Annotated in this window: 24 protein-coding genes; 13 read left to right on the top strand and 11 right to left on the bottom strand. The window is 41.6% G+C overall.

Translation table 11 applies throughout. From position 1 onward, the window contains the following. Positions 1 to 180: 180 nt before the first annotated feature. On the bottom strand, positions 181 to 1101 hold the full coding sequence (locus BQ7997_RS22960) for a FecR family protein (RefSeq protein WP_073348191.1): 921 nt from the start codon (positions 1099 to 1101) through the stop codon (positions 181 to 183). A gap of 94 nt (positions 1102 to 1195) precedes the next feature. Beyond that, a complete protein-coding gene (locus BQ7997_RS22955; protein ID WP_073348190.1) occupies positions 1196 to 3187 on the bottom strand; it encodes an SUMF1/EgtB/PvdO family nonheme iron enzyme in 1992 nt (663 codons plus the stop codon). Positions 3188 to 3361: 174 nt separating this feature from the next. On the opposite strand from BQ7997_RS22955, the gene BQ7997_RS22950 reads away from it, so the two are divergent. After that, a complete protein-coding gene (locus BQ7997_RS22950) occupies positions 3362 to 3925 on the top strand; it encodes an RNA polymerase sigma-70 factor (protein ID WP_073348189.1) in 564 nt (187 codons plus the stop codon). 469 nt (positions 3926 to 4394) lie between these two features. Continuing rightward, on the top strand, positions 4395 to 4553 hold the full coding sequence (locus tag BQ7997_RS25545; RefSeq protein WP_159436791.1) for a hypothetical protein: 159 nt from the start codon (positions 4395 to 4397) through the stop codon (positions 4551 to 4553). Between the two features lie 92 nt (positions 4554 to 4645). Here the strand turns inward: BQ7997_RS25545 and BQ7997_RS22940 are convergent, their stop codons facing one another. The 9 genes from BQ7997_RS22940 to BQ7997_RS22900 all read right to left on the bottom strand — a co-directional run bounded on the left by BQ7997_RS22940 (position 4646) and on the right by BQ7997_RS22900 (position 15475). Beyond that, a complete protein-coding gene (locus BQ7997_RS22940; RefSeq protein WP_073348187.1) occupies positions 4646 to 5731 on the bottom strand; it encodes an AMP-binding protein in 1086 nt (361 codons plus the stop codon). Positions 5732 to 5740: 9 nt separating this feature from the next. After that, positions 5741 to 6775, bottom strand: coding sequence for an o-succinylbenzoate synthase (locus BQ7997_RS22935; protein WP_073348186.1), 1035 nt, complete (start codon positions 6773 to 6775; stop codon positions 5741 to 5743). Positions 6776 to 6806: 31 nt separating this feature from the next. Continuing rightward, a complete protein-coding gene (gene menB / locus BQ7997_RS22930; RefSeq protein WP_022140108.1) occupies positions 6807 to 7631 on the bottom strand; it encodes a 1,4-dihydroxy-2-naphthoyl-CoA synthase in 825 nt (274 codons plus the stop codon). 3 nt (positions 7632 to 7634) lie between these two features. After that, positions 7635 to 9302 (bottom strand): 2-succinyl-5-enolpyruvyl-6-hydroxy-3-cyclohexene-1-carboxylic-acid synthase, encoded by a 1668-nt coding sequence (gene menD / locus BQ7997_RS22925; RefSeq protein WP_022140109.1) that lies wholly within the window; start codon positions 9300 to 9302, stop codon positions 7635 to 7637. Between the two features lie 27 nt (positions 9303 to 9329). Then, positions 9330 to 10436 carry an isochorismate synthase gene (locus BQ7997_RS22920; protein ID WP_073348185.1) on the bottom strand — a complete coding sequence of 369 codons (1107 nt, stop codon included), beginning with the start codon at positions 10434 to 10436 and terminating at the stop codon, positions 9330 to 9332. Continuing rightward, entirely contained in the window at positions 10433 to 11665 is a 1233-nt protein-coding gene (locus tag BQ7997_RS22915) for a Cof-type HAD-IIB family hydrolase (RefSeq protein WP_073348184.1), read from the bottom strand. The genes BQ7997_RS22920 and BQ7997_RS22915 overlap by 4 nt, the downstream gene beginning before the upstream one ends. Before the next feature lie 84 nt (positions 11666 to 11749). Then, on the bottom strand, positions 11750 to 12112 hold the full coding sequence (locus tag BQ7997_RS22910) for a DUF488 domain-containing protein (protein WP_073348183.1): 363 nt from the start codon (positions 12110 to 12112) through the stop codon (positions 11750 to 11752). Between the two features lie 68 nt (positions 12113 to 12180). After that, the gene (locus BQ7997_RS22905; protein WP_073348182.1) at positions 12181 to 13941 is read right to left on the bottom strand and encodes a helix-turn-helix domain-containing protein; all 1761 of its coding nucleotides are present in this window, start codon (positions 13939 to 13941) and stop codon (positions 12181 to 12183) included. Positions 13942 to 14026: 85 nt separating this feature from the next. Beyond that, the gene (locus BQ7997_RS22900) at positions 14027 to 15475 is read right to left on the bottom strand and encodes an alpha-amylase (RefSeq protein ID WP_073348181.1); all 1449 of its coding nucleotides are present in this window, start codon (positions 15473 to 15475) and stop codon (positions 14027 to 14029) included. A 323-nt stretch (positions 15476 to 15798) separates the two neighbouring features. On the opposite strand from BQ7997_RS22900, the gene pulA reads away from it, so the two are divergent. From pulA to BQ7997_RS22845, 11 genes are all read left to right on the top strand, one after another. Then, the gene (pulA, locus tag BQ7997_RS22895) at positions 15799 to 17766 is read left to right on the top strand and encodes a type I pullulanase (protein ID WP_073348180.1); all 1968 of its coding nucleotides are present in this window, start codon (positions 15799 to 15801) and stop codon (positions 17764 to 17766) included. Positions 17767 to 17809: 43 nt separating this feature from the next. Continuing rightward, positions 17810 to 18883 (top strand): mechanosensitive ion channel family protein, encoded by a 1074-nt coding sequence (locus BQ7997_RS22890; protein WP_073348179.1) that lies wholly within the window; start codon positions 17810 to 17812, stop codon positions 18881 to 18883. 497 nt (positions 18884 to 19380) lie between these two features. Further along, positions 19381 to 20001 (top strand): TetR/AcrR family transcriptional regulator, encoded by a 621-nt coding sequence (locus BQ7997_RS22885; RefSeq protein ID WP_032530281.1) that lies wholly within the window; start codon positions 19381 to 19383, stop codon positions 19999 to 20001. Between the two features lie 154 nt (positions 20002 to 20155). After that, positions 20156 to 21259 (top strand): tyrosine-type recombinase/integrase, encoded by a 1104-nt coding sequence (locus BQ7997_RS22880; RefSeq protein ID WP_073348178.1) that lies wholly within the window; start codon positions 20156 to 20158, stop codon positions 21257 to 21259. Between the two features lie 75 nt (positions 21260 to 21334). Then, positions 21335 to 21655: a hypothetical protein gene (locus BQ7997_RS22875; protein ID WP_073348177.1), complete on the top strand. Its 321-nt coding sequence runs from the start codon at positions 21335 to 21337 to the stop codon at positions 21653 to 21655. 84 nt (positions 21656 to 21739) lie between these two features. Beyond that, positions 21740 to 22231 (top strand): DUF1877 family protein, encoded by a 492-nt coding sequence (locus tag BQ7997_RS22870; protein ID WP_073348176.1) that lies wholly within the window; start codon positions 21740 to 21742, stop codon positions 22229 to 22231. Positions 22232 to 22318: 87 nt separating this feature from the next. After that, positions 22319 to 22813 carry an SMI1/KNR4 family protein gene (locus BQ7997_RS22865; RefSeq protein WP_073348175.1) on the top strand — a complete coding sequence of 165 codons (495 nt, stop codon included), beginning with the start codon at positions 22319 to 22321 and terminating at the stop codon, positions 22811 to 22813. A gap of 66 nt (positions 22814 to 22879) precedes the next feature. Beyond that, positions 22880 to 23995: an Imm5 family immunity protein gene (locus BQ7997_RS22860; RefSeq protein ID WP_073348174.1), complete on the top strand. Its 1116-nt coding sequence runs from the start codon at positions 22880 to 22882 to the stop codon at positions 23993 to 23995. Between the two features lie 61 nt (positions 23996 to 24056). Then, positions 24057 to 24593 (top strand): DUF4303 domain-containing protein, encoded by a 537-nt coding sequence (locus BQ7997_RS22855; RefSeq protein ID WP_073348173.1) that lies wholly within the window; start codon positions 24057 to 24059, stop codon positions 24591 to 24593. Positions 24594 to 24661: 68 nt separating this feature from the next. After that, positions 24662 to 24994 (top strand): hypothetical protein, encoded by a 333-nt coding sequence (locus BQ7997_RS22850; protein ID WP_073348172.1) that lies wholly within the window; start codon positions 24662 to 24664, stop codon positions 24992 to 24994. A gap of 42 nt (positions 24995 to 25036) precedes the next feature. Next, positions 25037 to 25789 carry a PoNe immunity protein domain-containing protein gene (locus BQ7997_RS22845; protein WP_044300581.1) on the top strand — a complete coding sequence of 251 codons (753 nt, stop codon included), beginning with the start codon at positions 25037 to 25039 and terminating at the stop codon, positions 25787 to 25789. Positions 25790 to 25838 lie beyond the last annotated feature (49 nt).

Raw genomic sequence — 25838 nt, 5'->3', positions numbered from 1 at the left:
ATTTGTGGCTAACTAAAGTTTATTACTAAATGAACTATGGTTTGATTCCGGCTAGTGTTTGCGAGACCTTGTACCGTGAATCTGGAAAATTCGGAGGAAGACAGCTGTTGGTAGCAGCTTTCTTCCTTTCTTTTATTCTCTTGTGTTATTCCATGGGCTTTTATTTTAAGGGTTACTACTCTAATATAAATCTACTCTAATTTTAGTCTTTGATAATGTATCATCTGCCTGTTGCTGCGGTTCTTCAACTTTCCATTTTAAATCGGCAGACCTGGCCAGATAATCCAATATCTGCGACAGAGTTTCAGTCCGGAAAGTAGCCCGGTACTTATATTCTTTTCCAGACCTATTGTTAAACTGAATTTCTACATTGAAATGTCGTTCCAGGCGCTTCAGGATTTCTTCTAATGAAGCATTTCTGAAAATTAGTTTTCCATCTTTCCAAGCTATCTTTCCATAGACATCCACTTTATTTTTTTCCGACTTTTGACTCTGTTTATCGTAAAGCAACTGTTCTCCAGGAGCCAATACAATTGTTTCCTGATTAGGGGTTATCACATTTACCTTACCTTTTTCCAATACTGTTTCTATATAATTATCATCCTCATAAGCAGCTACATTAAATTTGGTACCATAAACATATACGCTCAAGCCATTCGGAGTATTTACATAGAAAGGACGATCTTTGTCTGCCTGCACTTCGAAATATGCTTCACCCTTCAGTTCTACCAACCGGTTGTCTTTCTTGAAAGTGGTAGGATAACGCAATGTACTACCTGCATTCAACCATACTACAGAATGATCCGGAAGTTCATAACGTATGACAGAACCGGTAGCGGTTACCACCTCTGCATATTTCTCGTCGGTTTCTGTTCCACTAAAATATAAATATCCCAAAAGCAGAGAAGAGAGAAATAAAGGTATAGTCAGAAATGCTGCATAACGCATCAGTTGATTATATATGTTCTTTCTTCTATTAGTTTTTATTTTGGCTTGTGCTTGATAATAGGCACCCAATACATCAATGGATTCCATTTCTTTAATATCATCTCCCAATGCTTGTGCTTTACGGAGCAATGATTCCGGACTCATATTTTCCATATTTTTTTTCAAAATCTTATCTTTTAATTGTAATTACACTTATAATACAACTGAAGCAATTGGAAAAGGACAGCAAAAACAAACTTTTTTTATTTTATTTTTCGAGCCATGCCAAATTGAAGCGGTAATGCAATCGGCTACTAAGGATATGAACCACATTATCAGGAGTTTGTGTTCCTGCAAGATAGCCACGTGGTTCAGCATGATTTTCATCCATTTCGAAATATCCCGTCCATGCTCCACCGTTTAAAAAGCGATATTCACCGTCCGTCAGTAGTTTTCTTACCGGCCATGTTTTTCCCTCATCGTAGGAAAGAGCCGCATACATGCCATATCCTTTCTTCACATTTCCATTTTTATCCTTAAATTCCAGACCACGTTCTTCCAAAGGCGTACGTTGCGGATGGTCTGTAAAAGAAACCAATAGCAAAGGTCCTTCATTCAGTCTCATTAAAACAAGACGCTGGCCTCCGTCAATAGGAGGGAGTTCGCTTGCTACATATTTCCAGGTCTTTCCCATATCATCTGATATGCTCATTGGCATTCGGAGTTTTCCTTCTTTATTCCGTATGCTATTACCACGCCCCATAGCCATCAAACTTCCGTTCCCTAATTGTACAATTCCCGCATGGATACCTGCGATTGTACTTCCCGTTCCTCCTTCTTTGAAATCCGGCAAAGGAGCGCCATCCCAAGGATCGCACCATGTTTTTCCTCCATCTTTACTGACTTGAACAGCTGCCCCATCATGACTGCCAGGACCCGCATCACAGGCTTGAACCAGCCATCCCTCACGTGTGCGAATCGTACCAGCTATTACCTGATGACGTTTGGTATGTTCGGGAGCTATCAGTTTAGGAGTGCTCCATGAAGCACCGTTATCTGTACTGGTACGTAGTACCATTGCGAGATTCTGCCAGTCTCCCGACGCTTCCACTCCATTGATATGATACAATTTTCCTTTCCCGTCATTGAGCAAAGCGCTTCCTGTCATATTCCGATCCGGAACCTTAAAGAATAAAGAAGCCACATCCCAATCAGTATGCCCGGCACGCAAGCGGGAACCGAGTACTGTCATCCCTCTCCCATTCTCTTCATTTGCAGAAAACCATATTGCCAGCAAATCTCCATTATCACACCACGTAACTGCAGGCTGATGATTATGCAGATAAAATGGGATATTCGAATCACATGCCGGACGTACCACAAATGGTATCGGAGGCAAAAACATCGGTGTGACAGCAGATACTTTTTTCCATTTTATAGATGCATTTTTTACAGATTCCTGATTGAACGGGACAGGGGCAGATGTTCCCGATACATTCAAACGAGTATCGGCTTCCACAATTCTAAATCCAGTTTGGGAATGTTTATCTTCCGGAAGCATAGCCAGTCGATTGGCACTTCTCAAGTATTTCTCCGGGGTGTGATGACTCCCTCCTCGAGTGACCCGAAACTCTCCGGTCAACGGTCCTGCCGGGTCTTTCTGCTTTTCTGCGGAATAAGGAGCATACCAATCCAAGCACCATTCTTCCACATTTCCATGCATATCATAAAGCCCGAATGTATTAGGAGGAGTCTGGGCTACTTTTAAAGATACCGGATCAAAGTCACGAACCACTTTTTGATTCCGATGATAAACTGCAGGTAACCCGTCTCCTGTAGAAAATAGTGTGTATGTGCCTGCCCGACAAGCATATTCCCATTCCGCTTCTGTTGGCAAACGATAGTTTTTGCCTTCTTTCCGGCTAAGCCATTCACAAAAGGCAACAGCATCGGAATAACTCACATTGACGACTGCTTCATCATCTTCCAGTGAAACACCATTTTTTCCTCGTAATGCCCGATGTTCCGGACGGAATGATTCATATTGCGCATTCGTTATTTCAGTGATTCCCATACGAAACGGGCGAGAGATTACTACCTGATGGATAGGAGCCTCATCAAAATCTTCGCCTAATCCGTCACTTCCCATATAAAAACTTCCGGCAGGTATTTCAGCCATCGGAATAAAAGACTTGGAAACTTCTTGAGAATGTATTGGCAAACAAAAGGTTATAGCCAATAAAAAAAACTTGTTTTTCATATTTCAATCCTGTTTATATATAATACAATCAACCTATATACAAAAGGACAGCCTCATCTGATTATTTTCTATTCATTAGTGTTGAAAGCAAAAAAAAGAATCGAAAATTAGGCTTTGATAATTATCTTATTATATATTTGCAGCAAAAATGAAAAAACACAGAACTTCTAAATAATGAAAATTTCTTTTTCCAAACAGAGTAAAGAACGGGCTTTCAAGCAATTATATGAGGAGTATTACGCCCCATTCTGCCTGTATGCAAAAAGGTTTGTTGATGATAAAGAGACACGCGAAGACATTGTCTCGGATGTATTCGCTTCATTATGGGATAAGTTGGATACGGATTCTTTCGTCCTGCAATCGGACACCGCATTGGGATACATCAAAATATGCGTGAAAAACAGTTGCCTGAACTTCCTGAAGCATCAGGAACATGAATGGAGTTATGCTGAAAATATACAAAAGAAAGCGCCTGTTTATGAATTAGAGCCGGATAGTATATATACACTCGATGAATTGTACCGGATGCTATACGAAACATTGGATAAACTTCCTGAGAATTATCGTACAGTATTTATGAAAAGCTTCTTTGAAGGTAAAACGCATGCAGAGATTGCGGAAGAGATGAATCTCAGTGTAAAATCCATCAACCGCTACAAACAAAAGACAATGGAACTTTTACGGGAAGAACTGAAAGATTATTTGCCGTTGTTATTTCTGTTATTCTACCGAGCATAGCGATTCTACCTTATCTTCACATCCCAACTATTACTTATTCATCTGAAAAGTATTAATAGAAAAGTTGCTATTGGTTAATAGTAAACTTCCAATCCTTTATATCTAAAGTTGCTTTCGATTAATCATAAACTATAAATGCAAGCTTTGTTTTTATAATCAAAGGTTGCATTTATAAAAATGAAGCTTGCATTTATATAATCAAAGCTTGCATTTATAGTTTATGATAGGTGAAGAGCAAGTTTGCAATTAATCCAAAACAAGTTTACCCTTAATGAAGAATAACTTTTCTATTAATGATTCAGGCGTAAAATAGCAGTAGATTACCATACAACTACCATGAGAAATGATGATAATGAGCATGAAAAATACCCGTTTTTAGGAATAAAGAATGAGAAATGCCTATATCCGAAAACATTTCTCATTCCCTATTTCAGTCTATTTCAACCCATTGACTAATAATCATGAGAATATGAGAAATGAAAATGAAAACTCTTCTAGTAGAGGGAGAAGTGTGGGAGCAATCACTTATAAAGAAATAATAAATTCACTGTATAATGCCAATATTATTATCATCAATAAAGATAAAACGATTACTTTATCGCCTGAGATAGCCACATTAGTGTTGTAAGGCTCATAATAAAATATGTAACAGAACAAAAAAATTGCATCGTTATGCAATTCTGCGGATGGGAATTGACACGAATAGAAGAAGTATAACGACTACAATAGCTTCTCCGCTAAAGTGCGGCATTCGATACGGTTGATTTTACCATTCCCCGTTTGAGGAATTAAATCCACCATTCGAATATATTTAGGACGTTCATAAGGTGGCAGTATCTCCTGCACCTTATTTTTTAGTTCTTCCATATCCAACTGACCTTCGAACAATAAGGTCACCGCCTGTCCCAAACGAGGGTCGGGAACTGAAGTAATGACAAATGGCTGAAGAATGAAAGGACGAAGTAACTTCTCCACCTCTTCCGCCTGAATCTTAATACCGCCACTATTGATAACATTATCTTTTCGACCTAAAATAATGAAACTGCCATCGGGATAGATACGTGCAATGTCATTGGTCTGCAAAATATCATCGCAGACAAGAGGGGCTTCAATAACTAATGTGTTTTCGGGAGATAAAGACAATGTTACTGAAGAAAAAGGATAGTAATGGTCGGACGCAGAATTTCCGTTCAAGCGGCGCAACGCTATATGGGATAATGTTTCAGTCATGCCGTAAGTGGAATAGACAGCTATCGGGAGAGATTTTATCTCAGTTTCTAAAGCCTCATCGACTGCTCCGCCACCTATAATCAGAATCTCCGTTTGCTTCAACTGTTCTCTCTCTTCGGGAGCATGAAGAGTATTATAAACCTGCAAAGGAACCATTGCCGCAAATTTCAGAGGTTCGCTTATATCAGAGAGAGGATGGCCGGAAGCAGGACGCACTATCAGATTCAGCCCTGCCACCAAAGAGCGTACTACTACCATCATCGCTCCGATATAACGCAGATTCATACATAACAAAGCGGCGTCTCCCGCTTGCAGATTCAGAAATTCGCAAGTCAGGCGTGCGCTTTGCATCATTTGGTCTTTGCGTACAACCAGTTCTTTCGGCGTACCTGTGGAACCCGAAGTATGAACAGTTATGACAGGAGAATCATTGAACCATTCGTTCAGGAAAAGATATAAATCCCATATGGCAGAAGGATAGTTTTCCGCTCCTTCCGCTACAAACCGGGCTATATCTTCAGAAGTATATTCTTTCCCTTCCAATAGCAAAAATTGCTGTTTTCGGTCAAATATCATCGGGCATTATCAAATTGCGTCATTACAAAACCACAAACAGTCTTTTCTTATTTCAAGGGGCATTTCTACGTTGTCCGTAAAAAGTTGTCCTGTTCCCAAGCCTTGAGGCAACGGATTATCAAAGGTGGCACACCATTGGGCGATGGCATTCAGACCGATATTTGACTCCAAAGCAGAAGTAATCCACCAGCCGATCTGTTGTTCTTCAGCTTCGTCAATCCATTCGTTTCCACCGGTGAATCCTCCATGTAGGGAAGGTTTGATGATGATATATTGGGGATGAATGTCGGCAAGGAGCTTTCGTTTCTCTTCCGGAGTGTTGCAGCCTATCAATTCCTCATCCAAAGCTATCGGCAAGGGAGATTCGGAAGCCAGGCGTGCCATTTCGTCCCATTGTCCGGCACGGATAGGTTGTTCTATAGAATGCAAGTCAAGCTCGGACAGCCGTTTCAGTTTATCCATTGCATCAGCCGGAGAGAAAGCACCGTTTGCATCTACACGCAATTCTATTTCTTTTGAAGAAAAACGGGCACGGATATGACGGAGCAAGGCCAGTTCTTCTTCAAAGTTGATGGCACCGATTTTGAGTTTGATACAGCGGAAACCGGTCTTCATCTTCGTTTCTATCTGTGTCAACATTTGATTGTAATCTCCCATCCATATAAGGCCGTTGATGGGTATTCCGGCTTCTCCACGGGAGAAAGTTGAATTCCACATAGCCCAACCGCCTGCATTATAGTGGCGGACAGCCGTTTCGAGCCCAAAGAGAATGGAAGGATATTTGCGCAAAGCGTCAACGTCCACCTTTCCGCCTTGCCTTTCCACTTCCCGGCAGGCATCTTCCAATATATCTTCGTAATCGGGTAGATCATCACAGCTAAGTCCTGGTAGAGGAGCACACTCCCCTATCCCTACCCTACCCGGAAAATCGGGAGAAGTCAGATGTAGATACCAGACTTTTCGTGTTGTATACGTACCTCGTGAGGTTCCTGCCGGTTGCTTGAAATGGAGCAAGCGGGGAGTTATTTGAATTTTGCAATCCATCAGATGTAAATATTTGAGTGCTCCGCATGGTTTATGGGAACTTAGGATATTGCTTGAAGTTCGGTTTGCGTTTCTCCAAAAACGCATTCTTTCCTTCTTGAGCTTCATCCGTCAGATAATAAAGCAATGTCGCGTCACCTGCCAGTTCCTGGATACCCGACTGACCGTCCAGTTCGGCGTTCAGTCCGGCTTTAATCATGCGCAAAGCCAGCGGGCTGAGCTGCATCATTTCTTCCGCCCATTGCACGTATTCGTCTTCCAGTTGTTCCAAGGGGACTACCTTATTCACCAAGCCCATATCCAAGGCTTCCTGCGCATTATACTTCCGGCAGAGGAACCAGATTTCGCGAGCTTTCTTCTGCCCTACGACACGTGCCAGATAAGACGCACCGAATCCGGCATCAAAGCTGCCTACACGAGGGCCTGTCTGACCGAAGATGGCATTCTCCGAAGCGATAGACAAGTCACATACCACATGGAGTACGTGCCCGCCGCCGATGGCAAATCCGTTCACGGCAGCAATCACCGGCTTCGGAATGCTACGGATTTGTTTTTGCACGTCCAGCACACTCAGACGGGGAACGCCGTCTTTGCCGATATAACCGCCACGTCCTTTCACATTCTGGTCACCGCCCGAACAGAAGGCTTTATCTCCGGCTCCGGTGATAACAATCACGTCTATGTCCGCTTCCTCGCGGCAAATGCGCAATGCGTCACTCATTTCGGCAGTAGTAGTCGGGGTGAATGCGTTACGATAACGCTCACGGTTGATGGTGATACGGGCAATTCCATTATAGTAATCAAAGAGAATATCGTCGTATTCTCTGATAGTTGTCCACTCTCTTTGTGTTGACATAATCTATTTTTGTTTTAATTGGTGATAATAATTTTTCAGCATTCGTGCGTCTTTGTTCTTGTTGGTGAACACTTCCAATAAGACAGGGCGTTCCTTCGCTTCCGGTTGAGTGAAAATCTGCATGGTTTCAGCCAGTTCCTCGCCATTCTCCGCTTGCAGATAAAGGAATCCCCGTTCTTCCGCCCAACCTTTGGCAGACGTTTTATGAACAGCCGCGATAAACTTATGCGAAGTGCCCGACATATCCAGCCCCGGCAAGGTATGGAAAATCTCCCCGCCACCGTTATTCAACAAAAGAATACGCAGGTTGGGACGGACATTCACATTCCACAACGCATTCATGTCATAGAAGAAACTCAAATCCCCGATGGCTATAAAATTCAGCTTATCAGAAGCCGCCGCATAGCCGACAGCCGTAGAAAGCGAACCTTCAATGCCACTCGTCCCCCGGTTGCAGCAGACTTCAATCGTAGAGGGAATGGCATATAACTGGGCATAACGGACGACCGAACTATTTGCCAGATGCAAGGCGCATGATTCCGGCAAGGACTTTATCAATGCACCGACAGCCGCCATCTCCGAATAGGCAAATTCCGGTTCGGGGATGATTTTGCAATAATTCTCCCACACACGGGGATATTCAGGAGTACGGTTGTCGAGCAGGCTCGCTATCTTTTCCAAGAATTCGAACGGGTCCATCTCAATCACGGTAGTCAATGCACCGTAGAGGTCGACCACTTCACCGTCCGGCGATACGTGCCAATGTTCTTTGGGCGGATGCTGGCGAAGGAACTTCTTCAATCGTTTGGAGACGACGTGCCCGCCATAAGTAATCAGCAGTTCGGGAGACATCTGGTCTATTTTCTCTTCGGGCATAGCATAGAGCGCCGCGTCGAAGTTCTTCACCGGGATACCGGGAACAGTCTGATTGCCGATATGCTCCGTCAGCCAGGCAAAGTGCTTATATAATAACTTGGTATATCTCTTTTCAAACAGATAGATAAGGTTCATCTGACCGACAATAATCATCCGTTTCTGATATTTATTCATCCGGTCGATGAGGTCGTTGTAATCACGGTCGTAGACGTTCAAGCCTTGATAACGCGTGATGACACGTACTTCGGGCAGGGTATCCGTCGTAAACTGGAACAACGGTTCGGAAATTGGGACATTGATATGAACCGGCCCCTTTCCGTGATGGTTCATCTCCAGCAGGGCTTCATTTATCAGGCGGTTGCAGTACCATTCATCTTCATCCGTGTGAATCTCCGGAAGATTGACTGACTTTTTGACCAGTGATTGGAATACACCCGGTTGCGGAAGTGTCTGTCCGTCCATTTGCCCTATCCAGGCTGCGGGACGGTCGGCAGAGATGACAACCAGAGGAACATTCTGATAGAAGGCTTCTGCCACAGCCGGATGGAGATTCAATAATGCCGTTCCGGAAGTGCAACAGATTGCAGCAGGCTTGCCACCATTCAACGTAAGCCCGATGGCGAAATACCCCGCACTCCTTTCGTCTGTCACCGCATAACAGGTAAAATCAGGATGGTTGGACAAGGTATGCACGATAGGTATGTTACGGCTGCCCGGACACAATACAATTTTAGTAATCCCGTGCGCCTGAAGCAACGCAACCAGTTGGAGTATGTTCTTCTTATCTGTGTACATGATGGTTAGTGATTAGTGAATTAGTGATTAATAAGCTATCAGCCGTTTCATGGTCTGCAACTTCTTTTCCGTTTCCAGCCATTCGTCGTCCAGTTCCGAAGACGCCAGTAATCCGCCGCCGGCATAAAGGGTCAGTTGCTTGTCTTCGATATGCATACAGCGCAGGTTCACATACAAATCCGTCCTTCCGTCGGGGTCGAGCCATCCGATAAAGCCGGAATAGTAACGGCGGTCGTAACCTTCGTTTTCCAATATGAATTGATAGGCTTCTTCCTTGGGAAGCCCGCACACGGCAGGCGTCGGGTGCAGAACTTTCAGAAGATTCCCCAAATCCTTATTATCTTTCAAGGAGAAATGAAAATCGGTTTTCAGATGCGACAATGCTCCGGCATAGGCAGGATAAGGTCCGTTCTCCGTAGAACGGATGCCTAATGAAAGAAGTCGCCGGCGGATATAGGATGCTACATAATCCTGCTCCTTCCGGTTCTTCTCATCCCACGCTTGCGGTAATTTGCCGTCCTGCAAAGGTTGCGTTCCGGCCAGTGCCACCGTGTTCCATTCGTCTTTTTCGCCCGACAAGATGATTTCGGGGGTGCTGCCGAGCCAGATACCCGTTTGAGGGGTATAGCACAGGTATATATAGGAATGGATATAACGTTTGCAAGCCGCACGGAACACTGATGAGGGAGAGAAATCCGGCATCTGACCGATACCGATAGTGAGTTCACGGGAAAGCACTAATTTGTCGAAAGTCTTGTCACGCAAGGCATTTATAAATGTATGAAAACAGGCGGCATACTTTTCCGTGCAAGTATTCAGGAATGTCTCCTGTCCTTGCAGTTGTCGGGCTTTTTCCTGTTCTTCGTCCGTATCCTCGTCAATTGGCAGTGGTTGTCCCCACTGCTCCGGTTGTATCAGCACAATCGGACATGTTTCGCTCACCCGGAACGGGGCGATGACAAATCCCCGCTGCCCGTCCAGGTCTTTGAGGTCATAGATCAAGCGGACAGCCCCCCCGACCTGTGTCAACAAACGAGGGGTTTTCTCTCCGGGAATACGGTAAACGGCAAACGGTTGTTGTTGCCGGATGAATGTATCAATAGTTGTCAGATTACTTATTTCTTCGTCAATCATCTTTTTTTCATAACACTGTTGACTACCCGTATGGAAGACACCAGTTTGTTGGTTGAAGTAAAGACGTCTACATTCCATACGTGGGATGAGCGTCCTTTGTGCACAATGGTCGCTACTGCCCGCACGGTATCCCCTTCGTGGGCAGAAGAGATGTGGTTTCCGCTGACTTGCATTCCTACCACGATTTCGTCAGGCTGACAAAGAATCATTGAACCCAGTCCGGCAACCGTCTCTCCCAACGCAAGAGTAGCGCCGCCATGCAATATTCCGAAAGGCTGGCGCGTACGATGGTCTACGGGCATTGTAGCTTCTACACGGTCTTCATCAGCATAGGTATATTGAATGCCCAGGTTTCCCATTAATGCGTGGCGTGCCTGTGCATTCAACTGGTCAAGAGGTATTTCCGCTGCACGGACTTCGGCGATAATCGCTTTTTCCACAGCAAGAGCTACTCCGTCTTCTTCGTTTGAAGTTGTCACATAGTCGGCACAAGCCTTCACCGAATCCTGAGAATGCCCCATAGCTATACCCAGTCCGGCCAATTGAAGCATGGTTACGTCACACACGCCGTCGCCGATGGCAATCACTTCTTCGCGTGTCACGCCCAACACTTCGAGCAGGGCGCCTAACGTATTCGCTTTGTCAATGGCACAGGGAACTACTTCGAGGAAGTACGGCTCGGAACGGAAGACATCCAATGCTCCGTTCAGGCGTCTCTTCCAATGTTCTTCCAAGCCGACAAGCGCTTCTTCGTCATCGCTGACGAGCATACATTTGCAGGGAGCGAAATCAATAGCTGCGGAGAATTCGTCTTCCCGAATCACTTGCAGGTTGTTCAGTCGGGCTTCATTTTGGATATGTTCATTTTCGGGAGAATCCGTAATAATCGTATCATCGTGATACGTAAATAACGCGAAGCCATTCTTGCGGGCTTTCTTTTCCAGATAAGGCAGCATTTCGGGGTTAATACGACGTTCGAACAGGATTTCTCCGTTCTGTGCATTGATTATCTGGCAACCGTTATAAGAAAGGAGAAAGCCACCATAGTTTCCAAGTTCAAGAGACTTCGCCAATGGCAGCAAACCATAAGTCGGTCTGCCGGAAGCCAGCACGATACGTACTCCCATCTGCTGAATCTTCAGCAAGGCGGCCAGTGTACGTTTACTAATTTCTTTCGCATCATTAAGCAGTGTTCCGTCTACATCCAGGACCAATAATTTATACTTCATGGCTACACGATTTTGATTTAGATTACAAAGGTAGGAAATTGAGTGAAGGACAGAAAGCGTAAACAGATAAAAATTACTTTAATTTCACTCTTTCAGACGCATTTCCAAATAATCGCGAAGGATTCGGGCATGATTGTACACGGGTTCTTTCGAAGCATAAAGGAGTGTCACCACCGGATGCGGCTTGATAAAGGAAAGAAAATCGGTCACTGCCTGAGACGCGTCCAGCTCTTTCTGATACAGGACGGAGAAATCATTCCAGTGTCCCGGTATATCTTCGTGGAACCACTTACGCAGGGCAGCGGACGGTGTTATGTCTTTTGCCCAATAATCACATTTCAGCCATTCTTTTTTAATGCCTCGCGGCCATAGCTTGTCTACCAATACTCTGTATCCGTCTGTTTCTGAAAAATCCTCGTACACTCGCTTTATCCTAACTTGTAACATTACTATATTTATTTAATTAACTTTATAGTAATAAACCGAAAAAGCCGAGAATTGTTTACCAAGAACTCTTAATCCCTAAGCGAATCCTGTGCTTTCTTAAATTCGTAGGGTGTCATGCCAGTTTTTTTCTTGAAAAGATTATATAATATTGGGGTACTGTTGAATCCGGATTCATCCGCTATGGCACGTATCGTATAATTGGGATATTGCTTCATCAATTTGATAGCATAAGTAATACGCAATTCATTGATATACCCGTTAAAGTTAGTCCCTGTACATTCACGAATCATCCGGGCGAAACGTGCGTTATTCAGATGTACTATATGCGCCAAGTCTTCCCTTGACAATTCCGATGAAAGAAATAACTGTTTCTGAAGGACTATCTGATTCAATTCCTGAAATATCTTCTTGTTCTCTTCCTCTTCCCCGCTGACTTCACCTGTTTCGTCGTCCGAAAACTCTTCCAATTCTTCGGATGAGATTAATTCCGGTTCTATCTCCGATATGACAGCTTGCTGTCCGTATGCTTCCGACAACTGGTTGCCATCTTTCCTATTGGCGAATTTTTCGTTTATAAGCCGGGCAAGCATTCTGTTCTTATATTCGACTACATGATTGAAATGCCACAAACGCCATACCATAAACAGAGTCAGCACAACAAGACATGCAAGGAACCAGAGAGTCATATTTCTGATTCTCAGTTGAAAAGCCTGTTCGTTGATATATTCTTCTTTTTCAGAAGTACCATATATTGCATTCAGTTCCAATGCGGCATTATTCCTATCCCGGGTATTGATGCTGTCCGTTATGGCTAAAATCGTTTCACGTATCTCCGCTACTTCCTTGTATTTATGCATACCCAGGTATGCTTTCACTTCATGTCGGAGAACAGTCAGATATTGTTCATTCAGAGTGTCCTGTTGGATCCTCATCAGTTCCTTAAAATCTTTGCAATTATCTATGACTTTTTCATATTGTCCGGAAAGCATCAAATAAGGAAGCGAGTACATTTTTCCATCCGGAGTATGTGATTCTTTCTTTGACAAGTATTTCTGATAATATTGTTCCGCCTGCCCATATTTCTTCTCCATGCAATAAATATAGGCCAGCTTGGAATACAAATAACTATATTGGCCGTCCACATAAGCTTCAGGGATTTGAGGCAATGCTTTGAGCCGTTCAATCTGCTTCTCACGTTCAAAACCTACTTCCAGAGCCTCTTCGATTCGGGAATCATTCATCAGAAACCCCATTTTCGCCCCATAATAGTATGAAAGCAGCATCATTTCACGCTTCTCCTTCGACCCGCGCAGCAATTCAATAGTCCGATCGAAATAATCATATGCCTTGTCTTTAAAAGACAATCTCCAGTTATTCTCTCCCATGCAGAAAAACAATCTGGCTCTAGCCTCTCTGTTTCCTAATTCTTGTGCCTGTCTGATTCCCTCTAATGCATAATGCATACTTTCATTATACTTGCTCATCATTGCCGAGAACTCAGCCAAATAAACTGTCATTTTCAGCATGTGTTCCGGGTCTTTCTGGTATATGGAATCAAGCAGATAAGCTTTTTTCGCATACATAAACGCGAGTTTGTTCATATACATATTACTATATGACAAACTACGCAATTCGTTTATAACCCGCAAAGATATTGTTTTCCTGTTCTCCGCTTCGTCCAGTAATTGCAGAGCTCGCTTAGAATCAGAGATATAAATATCCCTGATATACTTTTCAGTATAGAGAGAATCACTATGTATAGTTTTATCAGCCCTCGAAAATTGATTGTGTACAAATAAAAGCACTAAAATACATACCCAAAAACGCATAAAATCTTACCGTGTTTAATCATTCAGCATCCAAAGGTATGTATTTTCTATAAAAAGTGCAAGAAGGAATTTAATTTTAAGCAACCTAAATTGCCTTCTTTACCCAGACAGCCAGGTTACGGGCATCAACGGAAAATTCACCGTTCCCTTCTTCATCCAAAGTTACTTCTTCCCCAATGCTTCCGGTTATTTCGTGCCATATCTCACCCTTATGACCTTCACCCAGACTCATCATTTTACTGCCGGCTTCGTCATTGGACATCAAAAAGACCAGTCCCGAACCTGTATGTTCCTCATCTCCTGTGCGAATAAAACCGATAGTGGAGGGGTGATCGAAATATTCAACCTGGTCGCCATAAGCATATTTTCTTCTGGCGTCCAACAATATGTCCAAGATCTTGGTATGCGGGGATTTCTCTCCTTTTATTCCATAGTAATCCCCATAAAACAGGCAAGGATAACCATCTTTCATCAAGAGAATAAGACCATATGCCAACGGTTTGAACCAGTCTTCTATTTGGGACTCCAGCGAACTTCCCAACTGCGAGTCGTGATTATCGACAAATGTCACAGCCAAATCACAATGATGTTCGACCAGTGTATCCTTCAGGATATTCCGCAAATCATATTCTTTACCTTCCTGTGCTGCCTGAAACATATTATAATGTAACGGGACATCAAACAAATTCACCTTATGCCCTACCGTTTCCAAATAGGCGTCGAGTGTTTCCAAGTCACCGTTCCAATATTCACCTACGGCATAAAAATCATCTCCCCGTTCACTTCTCACCGCATCAAGAAATTGTGCGATAAACTGGTCTTTCATATGCTTGATAGCATCCAACCGGAATCCGTCGAGTCCAAGTTCACCGGTAACCCATTTCCCCCAACGGTTCAGTTCGGATACAACCTCAGGATGGTCCAAATCAATATCATTACACAACAAAAAGTCATAATTGCCATTCTCATTGTCCACTCCCTCGCTCCAGGCTTTTCCTTCTCCCTGGATCTGAAAGACTCCGCTACGTTTCTTGGCGTCGTCAAATCCCGTACCGGAGAAGTGATACCAGTGCCACTTAAAATCCGAATACTTGTCCTTACGTCCATGGAAGCTATATCCGGTCCAGCCCTGTATCTCATACGGTTCGCCCAACGCCTTGTTCCTTTCTTTGGGGTCAACCTCCACGACCATAAACTTTTCGGTAAAATCACCGCCTGCCTTATGGTTCAGCACTACATCCAGATAAACCGCAATATGATATTTGTGCAATTCGCCAATCATCTCTTTCAGTTCATCCTTCGTACCGTACTTTGTCCGTACTGTCCCTTTCTGTTCAAATTCGCCCAGGTCATACAAATCATATGTTGCATATCCTTCATCCTGCTGCTCGTCGGCTTTATAAGCAGGTGGAATCCATACTGCGGTTACACCAATGTCATGAAGATGCGACGCGTCTTCTTTTAATTGTTTCCATAACTTCCCGTCATTCGGGAGATTCCATTCAAAATACTGCATCATTACACCATTTTCCATATGCTATCTTTTTAAAATTGACGAGTATAAAACAAGTTGCAATAGAATAAAGTTCCTTCACAAGTATGAATTATTAGCAAAATGGTAGGAATTTGTCCATAAACCGAACGAACAAATGCTAAACAGCAGAAAGTTCAAGAGTATGGTTCACGCAACGACGAAAAATATCTTAATAATCCTTTTTATATCCATATTTACCGGGATAACAGCAATAAATTCTGTTTGTTCTGTTGTTTCTCATCATACCAAACAAGAACATACCAGTTCATTTACGCCACATAGGCATTGATTATTTTAAACAGTATTAATATAAAATTGAATGTATGAGAATATTAAAAAATCATCCGTCCGCAGACCAATTGGAGTCGTATGACAAATATCCATGCTATGATGGAAATGCTCTCGAATTGGTCTATACACCCGAACAATCCGTTTTTACACTTTGGGCGCCGAGCGCGGACAGGGTTCGTTTAAACCTGTACCCCGCCGGCGAAGGAGAAGAAAAGGAAGAACAACTGGATATGGACATGGCAGAGGATGGTACCTGGCGTATCAATGTCGACCGTGACCTGAAAGGTTCTTTCTACACCTTCCAAATAGAGAAAGACGGCAAATGGCTGGACGAAACGCCCGGCATTTGGGCTAAAGCTGTCGGTATCAATGGTAACCGTGCGGCTGTAATCGACTGGAATGAAACGAATCCGGAAGATTGGGAGTCCGACCAGCCCCCCGAACTGAAGATGTATTCCGACATTATTCTCTATGAATTGCATCATCGCGATTTTAGTATTGATCCGAATTCGGGCATCAAGAATAAAGGAAAGTTCCTGGCTCTGACGGAAACCGGAACCAAGACACCCGAAGGGGAAGTTTCCGGCTTAGATCACTTGAAAGAACTGGGCGTTACACATATCCATATCCTGCCTTCATTTGATTTCGCCACGGTAGATGAGACGAGACTGGAAGAAAATAAATATAATTGGGGATATGACCCGAAAAATTACAATGTGCCTGATGGAAGTTATTCCACCGACCCGGCTAATCCCGTCACCCGCATCCGTGAGTTTAAAGAAATGGTGAAGAGCCTACATCAGAACGGCTTCCGCATTGTACTCGACGTGGTATATAACCATACCGCTTCCACCGATCATTCAAATTTCGAACTGACCGTCCCCGGATATTTTTACCGTCAAAATCCTGACGGGTCTTATTCCAATGCGTCCGGCTGCGGAAACGAGACAGCATCAGAGCGCGAAATGGTTCGCCGTTATATCATCGAATCTGTAAAGTTCTGGGCGAAAGAATACCATATCGACGGTTTCCGGTTTGACCTTATGGGGATACATGACATTGAAACAATGAACCATTTGAGAGAAGAACTGCTGAAAATTGACCCGACAATCTTCGTTTACGGTGAAGGTTGGGCAGCAGCAGATTCCCCATTGCCTTTCGAGCAGCGGGCAGTAAAGGAGAATGTCGGACGGATGGAAGGTATTGCCGTATTTAATGATGAGTTTCGGGACGGACTGAAAGGAAGTACCTTCGACGAACAAGAACCCGGATATGCCTCCGGAAATATAAACGGGCATTTCGAACCGGTTAAATATGGTATCGTCGGCGGCACGCAGCACCCGCAGGTAGACTATGACGGATTGCTTTATTGTGATGGTCCTTATGCCGGGGCTCCTTCGCAAATGATTAATTTCGTGTCGTGTCACGACGGATATACTTTGATAGACAAATTGAGGCTATCCGTAAAGGGCGAACATGCTGAAGAGGAATTACCCTCTATCGACAAATTGATACATACAGTACTTCTGACCTCACAAGGAATCCCTTTCATCCGTGGTGGCGAAGAAATCATGCAAGATAAGCAAGGAGAACCGAACAGCTACAAGTCATCAGACGCTGTCAACCAGATTGACTGGGCTTTGAAAGCCAAGAACCGTGATTTTTTCGACTATATAAAAGGACTGATCGCACTACGTAAAGCGCATCCCGCCTTTCGTATTCCAACAGTAGAGGGATTGGAACAATGGCTTCATTTCCTTGACACGGGTGATTCCGGTGTAATTGCTTATACATTGGGCGAATATGCTAATGGAGATGAATGGAAAGAAATATTAGTAGCTTATAATGGTAACCGGAACGAAGCGATTGTCCACCTGCCCGAGCAAGACTGGATAGTTGTTTGCAAAGATGGACAAATCAAATTGGACAGCCAGGAGCATTTGTCTGGTGGCGATATAGCTATCGCGGCTTCTTCCGCCTTGATTCTGTATAGAAACTAAGTTAAAATAATGATTATGATGTATAATTAAAATCAAGTCGAATATGTTTGAATATGAAATTTGGGGAAATTCCGTTCAGAACTGGATCATTTCCATACTTATTATTGTTGCCGCAATTGTTATTGTAAAGTTGATAACGCTATTAAGCAGAAGAGTACTTAAACCGTTAACAGACCGGACTAAGAATCAACTGGATAATATTATCTTTTATTCTCTCGAGCCGCCTTTCAAGTTTGCAATTATTCTGCTGGGTATCTGGATAGCTATTCATCGTTTGGTATATCCGGACAGCTTCGTGAAAGTAGTAGACAACATTTACCGTATTCTGATTGTATTGGATATCACTTGGGTATTCGCCCGTTTGTTCAGCGGTTTGCTTCAAGTTTACTGGGGACGCCGTTCTGACGGTCAGAATAATAAAATGCTGCCGATTATTAAAAGGACAATCTTGGTTGTTGTCTGGATTATCGGTCTTGTGATGGCATTGAGTAATGTCGGAGTAAATATCAGCGCATTATTGGGAACCCTGGGTATCGGTGGTATCGCATTCGCTTTGGCAGCACAAGACACGGTAAAGAATGTGTTCGGTGCCTTCACCCTCCTGACAGACAAGCCTTTCAATATCGGAGATACCATTCGCTTCGACAGTATCGAAGGAACAGTAATCGATATAGGCATCCGGAGCACAAGAATCATGAACTATGATAAACGTATCATCACTATCCCGAACTATAAGATTACCGACTCTTCTATCATCAACATCTCTTCCGAACCGATGCGACGGGTCGTTCTGAATCTCGGACTGACGTATGGCACAACTGCCGAAAAGATGAAAGAGGCTTTGGCGATTTTAAAAGCTCTTCCACAAAAAGTGGAAAATGTATCTCCCAGTCCATCGGACGTGGTTGCCGTCTTTACTGAATATTCCGACTCCGCACTGGGTATCATGTATATCTACTATATTAAGAAGCAAGGGGATATATTAGGAGTGACTTCGAATATGAATACGGAGATTCTGGCTTCTTTCAATAAGGCAGGACTTGAGTTTGCTTTTCCAACACGGACGGTTTATATACAAAAAGATGAGCCGGAAGATAATGGCAAAATTTCAAAATAAAAGATAGTTATCCCAGCTATGTAACAAAACAAATAAAGAGGATGCCTTTTGAAGGACATCCTCTTTATTTGTTTTATATCTTATTTCAGCGGAGAGGGAGGTAAATGAACCTTACCTTACAATCCGCTCAATATCAGCGTTATATTTTCAATGAACTATCTTAGGTTACGACTTGGTTACGATTTCAAAAGACTTGTATTTGTCTTTATCTGTCTGCTCCTTGTCTGCATTAATCTTGGGTTCAAAAGTACAGGTTATTTTTGAATTATGCAAGTCTTTGATTATTAATATTTCAACTTAGGTGCAAGGTGCAAGCTATATATATAAATATATGCTTGCACCTTGCACCTAAAAATTTGACTTGTCCTAAACCAATTTCGTTCCGATTTACTTAGGCGTTCGCTGATTTATTTTTGTTAATCTATTACCTGTAATGTGTCTTGTATGAGAATAAAATGTTATTTTCGGGATTGGAAAATATAAAAGACTGCCATACAATGAAAATTACCCGTGATGAATTGCTGATAGCTGCGTTCAAGCTGTTTATGTCCGTGAACTATGAAAAAGCCAGTTTTGCGGAACTTGGAAAGATGCTCGGAATGTCGAAAGCCGGAATATTCAAATACTACAAGAACAAACAGGAACTATTCATTGCCGTAGTGGATAAGTTTTGGTTCAGTGCGCAAAACCCACGAAACAAATTCACTGAAACGAACGGCACGTTTGCCGAATTTATAGACGAATATGTACGTGGCGTGCAACGGACAATGGATATGCTGGGCAATCTGATAGGTGCGGATAAAGACAAGTTGGAGCAAGGAAAATTCACATATCACGCCCAATATTTTCATTTCCTGTTTCAACTGCTCCAATACGACCCTGACGCAAAAGAGAAGCTCCGTAACCTTGCAGAGGGCGATTACGCTTATTGGCGTACTGCCATACAACGTGCGATAGATAGCGGAGAGTTGAGAAAGGATGTGGATGTAGAAGATGCGGTAGTCATGTTCCGGCAGGTTTACATGGGGTTGTCTTTTGAAATGTCCTTTCTCGGCGGATTGGACACCGGGCGACTTGCCAAACATCTGCATGCCGTTTACTCCTTACTGAAATGTTAGGCAGTGCCACCCGGCACATATTCCTTGCAAATCTGACTTTCTCTGCAAAAAAAAGATAAAAAGAAAACGTTCGTTCACTTTCTTCGGAATAGTTTTATAACTTTGGCAATATCATTTAATTAGTGATAGTTGTAACGTTATAAACCAGTTCTATATGGAAGCAGACAAACAACGGGGAAGTATCGTACTGACAAAGCAGAATATAGACGGTCAGGACTATATACGGATTGATTATGGAAATAATCAGGCTATTGCCTTGCTGCTTTCCGAAGATAGTGGAATTAAAATAGCCGGAAACGGAAGTGCCTATATACAGGCATCCGCTTTCCGGCTTCCTGCATTTTATGACCGCTATTCCCCCCACGCCTACATTGATTACAGCCGTGTATATGTACGGCATCCCAAACCTAAGCGGGAATATCTGTTACCGAAAGGCTATTTGGAACTGTTGGAGCAAAAGCGATACAGCCTTTCCACCATAAAAGCCTATAAAATCTATTTCAGCGACTTCATGGAATACCACAAAGGGCATGAACTTGACCTGCTGACGGTCGAGGATATTAATAATTATATGCTCTATATGGTAAAGGAACGACATATATCTGCTACCCAGCAGAATATGCGTATCAATGCAATCAAGTTCTACTATGAGAAAGTCCGAAAAGGTAAACGACAATACTATGGCGGGATAGTCCGTGCCAAAGAATACAAGGCTTTGCCCGAAGTGTTAAGCCGGGAAGAAATGAAAAATATCTTTGCACAGATACCTAACCGGAAACATCGGTGCATGATTTCATTGATATATTCTGCCGGATTGCGGCGAAGTGAACTTCTGAACCTGACCCCTAAAGATATTATCAGTGAACGGATGCTGATAAGGGTAACTGGCAAAGGAAAGAAATGTAGATATTCCTTGTTATCAGAAAAGGCACTCAACGAACTAAGGGTTTATTACAAAGAATACAGACCGCAAAAATGGCTCTTTGAGGGCGAACAGGCAGGTGAACAATATTCAGCCAGTGCATTGGTGAAAATACTGAAAGAAGCAGCCCAAAAAGCCGGAATAAAGCACCGGGTACACCTGCACATGCTCCGTCACACTTTCGCTACTCACCTGCTGGAACAAGGGACTGACCTTAGAACTATTCAGGAACTTATGGGGCATAATGATATAAAAACGACTGCTATTTATTTGCACGTATCAAATGCTCACAAAGCCAAAATACCTAATCCACTGGACTATTTAGATGATGATTAGGTATAATTTATTAGTAAATAGGAACTACACCATAGGTGTGGTTATTGAATACATTATCCATAAATAGTTCAATATATGAATAGAATAAAAACAAAGGGATATGCAAATCTTACACGAGAAGCATATATTATGTATTATTTTTGCAATCGAACTTGTGTAGCCAGCGTTGATGATTTCTTGAACCTTTTGAATACTCAAATAAAACTTGACTTCAATAGTTTCAAAAAATCACAGATTATATTGTTAGAAGATGATTTTGATTATTTTATATTGGATTGCAATATAAAGGATAATATTGTCAATATATATATATATGAAGAAGATTGGAGCTTAATATATGACCTAATAGAAACAAATAATCATTTCATTCTACGTGAATGGGAAACATCGGCATGAACATATGGATAACAAAGCGTGATAACGCTTACAGCGTTCCCCGCTTAAACATTATCAATAAATTAAACAATAAGAGAATAAATTATGTCAAGATTAGGAGTTTTATATGCTTTGAATGAAGATGAACTGAACAAACTTCGTTCCATACCACAGGAAGAAAGATATAATTATATGTTAGATGAAATAGAGGAACTTTTATTAAAAACGGCTCGTGGCTGCGAGCTGGTTAAAGCATGGGAAGGTATTCAGTATTGTCTTGGTGGTGGTGTATGGAATGAGGAAAATTCTGTCCCAACAAATATTGTGTTCGGTGGAGAGTTTTTAGTTGAAACAGATGATGAAATCATTACTCTGAAAAATTATTCTGATGTAGTGCAAATAGTTACTTATTTGCGACAGAATAATCTGCATGAAATTATACGAAAGAATTTTCCACTAATAGATGAACAAGAATATACATTACCTAAAAATGATGATAACCTGAATTATCTTTTAGATTGGAGTAGAGATATTTTATCTTTTTATGAGAATGCTCAAAAAGAAAGATGTTCAGTTATCTTTACGGTTGATTTGTAACTCGCAGAGGAAAATATTGATAACGAGCACCTGTTCCGCCTAACGGCGGCAAGCTGCATCCCATTATGAACAATTAAAAACTAATATATGATTGAAGCATTGAGAAATAGAGGATTTGTCGTACAAGAAAGAACAGAAGCTAATGAATTATCTTCTGACTTTTTGCAGCGATACAATAACCTGCCGACAGATTATTTGAAATTCCTGAATGAATTTCAGCTTATCACGAATAAAGACGATAACGCTTGGTTTAATTCCATTGAAGATTTTAACGGAGCAAGTGACAGTGAAATCCGTTGGAATGAATTTGAGATTATGAGCCTCGAAACACTTGAAGGTGACGAAGAAGCCTGTAATGAAATCCGTAACTTTTGGAATACACATATTCCTATTGCTATGGCAGTCGAGGGAGAATATCAATATCTATGTATTGATTTGTCACTTGAAAATTATGGTAAAATCTATTATGGCTTAGAACCTGAATTTGAAGACTCGGCAGACTTTCTTTGTAATAGCTTCAATCAATTATTAGAACTACTTTCTTCTGATTGCGAAGATAGTAGGCTTATATCTTTTAAATGAGTTCATAACGATGCAGGATAATGCTTACAGCGTTCCCTGCTTAGCCATTAGAAACAATTAGTGCGCATGAAATATAGTGAAACCATAAATTCATTGATAAGAAAGGGGGTGAATGAAGTAAATCATTCAATCAATGGACATTTGCCTTTATCTATAAGACGTGAGATACTGCAAACAATCAATGAGCCATGCGTCATTGGGAAAATAAGCATTTCATGCGCATTGAAAGTATATCCGATATGGAATGATTTTTTCAAGAATGATACTGAAATAATCGGATTGATAAAACAGTCGGAGAAATTTCTATTAGGGCAGATAAATGAAAAAGAGTTGTTAGGTAATGCCGAACATTTAGAAGTGTTCGTTCAAGATTATAACAAAGAGGACAATATTATGGCAATGTTTGCGGGTATGACTGCCGTTCATGCCGCATACGATGTTCTTACAAGTAGGGGTATGGAAGAATGTGTTTCGGATGAAGAAGCGTTACAGAACCTTGACACATGGGACACTGCTTTTATTGCAAGTTTAGCCTATAACGGTGGGGCTGTCGCTTTAGACGCAATCAATCACGACCGTAATAAAGAATTTTGGAATTGGTATCTGACTGATTGTATCAGAATAGCTTTTTTCAACGATAAATTGCCATATCCTCCCACCACTTCAATAGTATCTGCCAAATACTTTTCGGGGAATAATATTAAGGAGTATCGTACTCAACCAAATATTTGGAAAGAAAATGCAGAATGTCGTTCCCGCATGAATGACATCAAAGGAATTTTAGTCAAAATAATGGATATTACCCATTGGACTAAAAGTGATTTCTATTTTTATCATGTTGGAACTGCTTCTTATACCCAAGTTTTCTATTATAAAGGAAATGAACTTGTCAAATTTAACCTTGACATAAATATTTCAATGTATCTTTCCCGAAAAGTGGGAGAATTGAAAGATTTGATGTATTCCTTATGTTCGCAAGAGGGAGCTTTTTATCTATGTAAAATAACGATAGGTAGAGAAATTGCAATGGATATAAAGTTTGCTTATAACACGAGGGATAAAGTTCTGCAAAAGTCCTTCTTCGATAGTGATTTCAGTGAGGATTTTGAGAAATATCCACGAGCTAAGAAATTCATTCCTGAATGGTTATCGGATATACTTAAAAGGAAAAAAAGAATTTAGTTTCTAACAGCGCAGGATAACGGCAAACCGTTCCCTGCTATACATTACCAACAGTAGCATTATGGATAAGGAAATAGAAAAACTTACAGCAGCAATAACAAAAGCCACACGAATGGCTTTCCAAAAGTTGTTTAGCAATGGAGAACATTTCTATTATTGTGCGCTTTTGACAACTGGAGAAGGTCTTACTCCCATTATTTCCGCATGGTCTTGGGAAGCATTAGACAGAGTATCACAAAAATATTCCAAAACATACGCACAAGATGTAAAGTGGTCTTATGCAGACTCTCCCTATTATGCTTTTGGAGATAACGAATATTTCGGTGCTGTTAAACAACTTTTTGAACATAGGACAAACATTGATAATCTGAATGATGAAGCATGGGAAAAAGAGTTGGATTTCAGGATAATGGCAATGGTAGAAGCAATGTCAATTCTTGATAGCGAGGGATTGTTTGCGCAAAACCAATCACGCAAGAATATTCTGATAAATGTAGAATTGATGCCGCCTGATGCTTCGAATACACAAAGGGCTTTAGAGTTAAACAACCCAGAAGATATTGAAGATTATATTCAAGAAGCTGCTGAAAGTGAATAATTAAGTTGGTAACAAGTAGATAAACTTCCCTAACGGTCAGTTATCTACATCCCATTATATGTAACAGTATGGAATATCACGATAAAGAAATAACATCAATAGCATACCAAAAAGAAGATGCAACACTGACCTTTACTATATCAAACATTCGTTTGGTTTGTAAAGGTGTTGAATGGTGGGAATTATCTTCTTTTGATATTCAAAATGTCATATTCGAACTCAATATATACACGAACACTAACATACCAACCTATCTGATTGGCGAGTATAGTTGGGTGAAGAACTATCAAACAAAAGATACTTTGAAGTTCATTCATATAGATTCATCTGTTGGAATGAATGGAATGATAGTAGCCAGTGATATTCAAGAAATACATATAACGACGAAAGATAGCATCTGACGATGCTCCTTTCTAACCATTAACATCAAAAGTGTACCATATATGACAGTAAGAGATAAATACGGAACAATAGATAGCTTCACCCAAGTAATCCGAGAGTATTCGGAATATATCAGAGAGGATGAAGCAGACATTGAGTATATCCGGGAAAAAGAGAAAGGCGGTGTACAAGCGTATTCATTGCCTAATGATGAAGTTATTGCAAATACACATTTACTTGATATAAATTACAGATTGAGGATAATGCTTGCATCTTATTCTATGGGGGTGGAAATAGAAGAATTGCATAAACAGTATATTGTTATCGCTCCTTTATTTGCCGAAACATGGAACAGGATAACAACGGTAGTTCCAATACTTCAAATGCTTTCTATCGGAATACTTATCAATATAGACGATGTTTATTTCGATAAATTAGTTCAAGTGGTAGAAAAAGACGGACGCAAAGATTTTTCATTAGGCTATCTGATACATTATCGAAAACCGGACTGGAACATATCATTGAATAGCTATATCCAGAAATCACCGTATCAGCATATCCAAAACATTGTAACAATGGCACAATCTGATAAAAAAGAAGCTGTGAAATGCCTAAAACAATATTTGACTAAATATTGGTATAAAGGACATTCAAGCGAAGCGTGGTATAATCTGCATAAGAAAGATATAAATTCTTATTTCGGCTACTGGTCTTTTGAAAGCGGAGCATTGGTTAAGGTCTTAGGATTGGACGATAGCAGCTTGAAAGGACTGCAATACTATCCTTATGATATGGTACACTGGAATGAGAAATAAATTAAGATGTTAACAACGAAAGATAGCATCTAACGATGCTCCTTTCTTG

Origin of the sequence: Bacteroides congonensis, from assembly GCF_900130125.1 — a bacterium.
GTDB classification, from domain to species: domain Bacteria; phylum Bacteroidota; class Bacteroidia; order Bacteroidales; family Bacteroidaceae; genus Bacteroides; species Bacteroides congonensis.
Note: the sequence above shows the minus strand (reverse complement) of the source record. Positions and strands in the feature narration are given on the sequence as shown.

Excerpts from the sequence above, each read along its gene's own strand:
- BQ7997_RS22850 (WP_073348172.1), top strand. The coding sequence starts at position 24,662 with ATGGAATATCACGATAAAGAAATAACATCAATAGCATACCAAAAAGAA.
- BQ7997_RS22960 (WP_073348191.1), bottom strand. The coding sequence starts at position 1,101 with ATGGAAAATATGAGTCCGGAATCATTGCTCCGTAAAGCACAAGCATTG.
- BQ7997_RS22920 (WP_073348185.1), bottom strand. The coding sequence starts at position 10,436 with ATGATTGACGAAGAAATAAGTAATCTGACAACTATTGATACATTCATC.
- BQ7997_RS22905 (WP_073348182.1), bottom strand. The coding sequence starts at position 13,941 with ATGCGTTTTTGGGTATGTATTTTAGTGCTTTTATTTGTACACAATCAA.
- BQ7997_RS22915 (WP_073348184.1), bottom strand. The coding sequence starts at position 11,665 with ATGAAGTATAAATTATTGGTCCTGGATGTAGACGGAACACTGCTTAAT.
- BQ7997_RS22935 (WP_073348186.1), bottom strand. The coding sequence starts at position 6,775 with ATGGATTGCAAAATTCAAATAACTCCCCGCTTGCTCCATTTCAAGCAA.
- BQ7997_RS22900 (WP_073348181.1), bottom strand. The coding sequence starts at position 15,475 with ATGGAAAATGGTGTAATGATGCAGTATTTTGAATGGAATCTCCCGAAT.
- pulA (WP_073348180.1), top strand. The coding sequence starts at position 15,799 with ATGAGAATATTAAAAAATCATCCGTCCGCAGACCAATTGGAGTCGTAT.
- BQ7997_RS22855 (WP_073348173.1), top strand. The coding sequence starts at position 24,057 with ATGGATAAGGAAATAGAAAAACTTACAGCAGCAATAACAAAAGCCACA.
- BQ7997_RS22875 (WP_073348177.1), top strand. The coding sequence starts at position 21,335 with ATGAATAGAATAAAAACAAAGGGATATGCAAATCTTACACGAGAAGCA.
- BQ7997_RS22885 (WP_032530281.1), top strand. The coding sequence starts at position 19,381 with ATGAAAATTACCCGTGATGAATTGCTGATAGCTGCGTTCAAGCTGTTT.
- BQ7997_RS22860 (WP_073348174.1), top strand. The coding sequence starts at position 22,880 with ATGAAATATAGTGAAACCATAAATTCATTGATAAGAAAGGGGGTGAAT.
- BQ7997_RS22870 (WP_073348176.1), top strand. The coding sequence starts at position 21,740 with ATGTCAAGATTAGGAGTTTTATATGCTTTGAATGAAGATGAACTGAAC.
- BQ7997_RS22890 (WP_073348179.1), top strand. The coding sequence starts at position 17,810 with ATGTTTGAATATGAAATTTGGGGAAATTCCGTTCAGAACTGGATCATT.
- menD (WP_022140109.1), bottom strand. The coding sequence starts at position 9,302 with ATGTACACAGATAAGAAGAACATACTCCAACTGGTTGCGTTGCTTCAG.
- BQ7997_RS22865 (WP_073348175.1), top strand. The coding sequence starts at position 22,319 with ATGATTGAAGCATTGAGAAATAGAGGATTTGTCGTACAAGAAAGAACA.
- BQ7997_RS22880 (WP_073348178.1), top strand. The coding sequence starts at position 20,156 with ATGGAAGCAGACAAACAACGGGGAAGTATCGTACTGACAAAGCAGAAT.
- BQ7997_RS22940 (WP_073348187.1), bottom strand. The coding sequence starts at position 5,731 with ATGATATTTGACCGAAAACAGCAATTTTTGCTATTGGAAGGGAAAGAA.
- BQ7997_RS22910 (WP_073348183.1), bottom strand. The coding sequence starts at position 12,112 with ATGTTACAAGTTAGGATAAAGCGAGTGTACGAGGATTTTTCAGAAACA.
- BQ7997_RS25545 (WP_159436791.1), top strand. The coding sequence starts at position 4,395 with ATGAGAAATGAAAATGAAAACTCTTCTAGTAGAGGGAGAAGTGTGGGA.
- menB (WP_022140108.1), bottom strand. The coding sequence starts at position 7,631 with ATGTCAACACAAAGAGAGTGGACAACTATCAGAGAATACGACGATATT.
- BQ7997_RS22845 (WP_044300581.1), top strand. The coding sequence starts at position 25,037 with ATGACAGTAAGAGATAAATACGGAACAATAGATAGCTTCACCCAAGTA.
- BQ7997_RS22955 (WP_073348190.1), bottom strand. The coding sequence starts at position 3,187 with ATGAAAAACAAGTTTTTTTTATTGGCTATAACCTTTTGTTTGCCAATA.
- BQ7997_RS22950 (WP_073348189.1), top strand. The coding sequence starts at position 3,362 with ATGAAAATTTCTTTTTCCAAACAGAGTAAAGAACGGGCTTTCAAGCAA.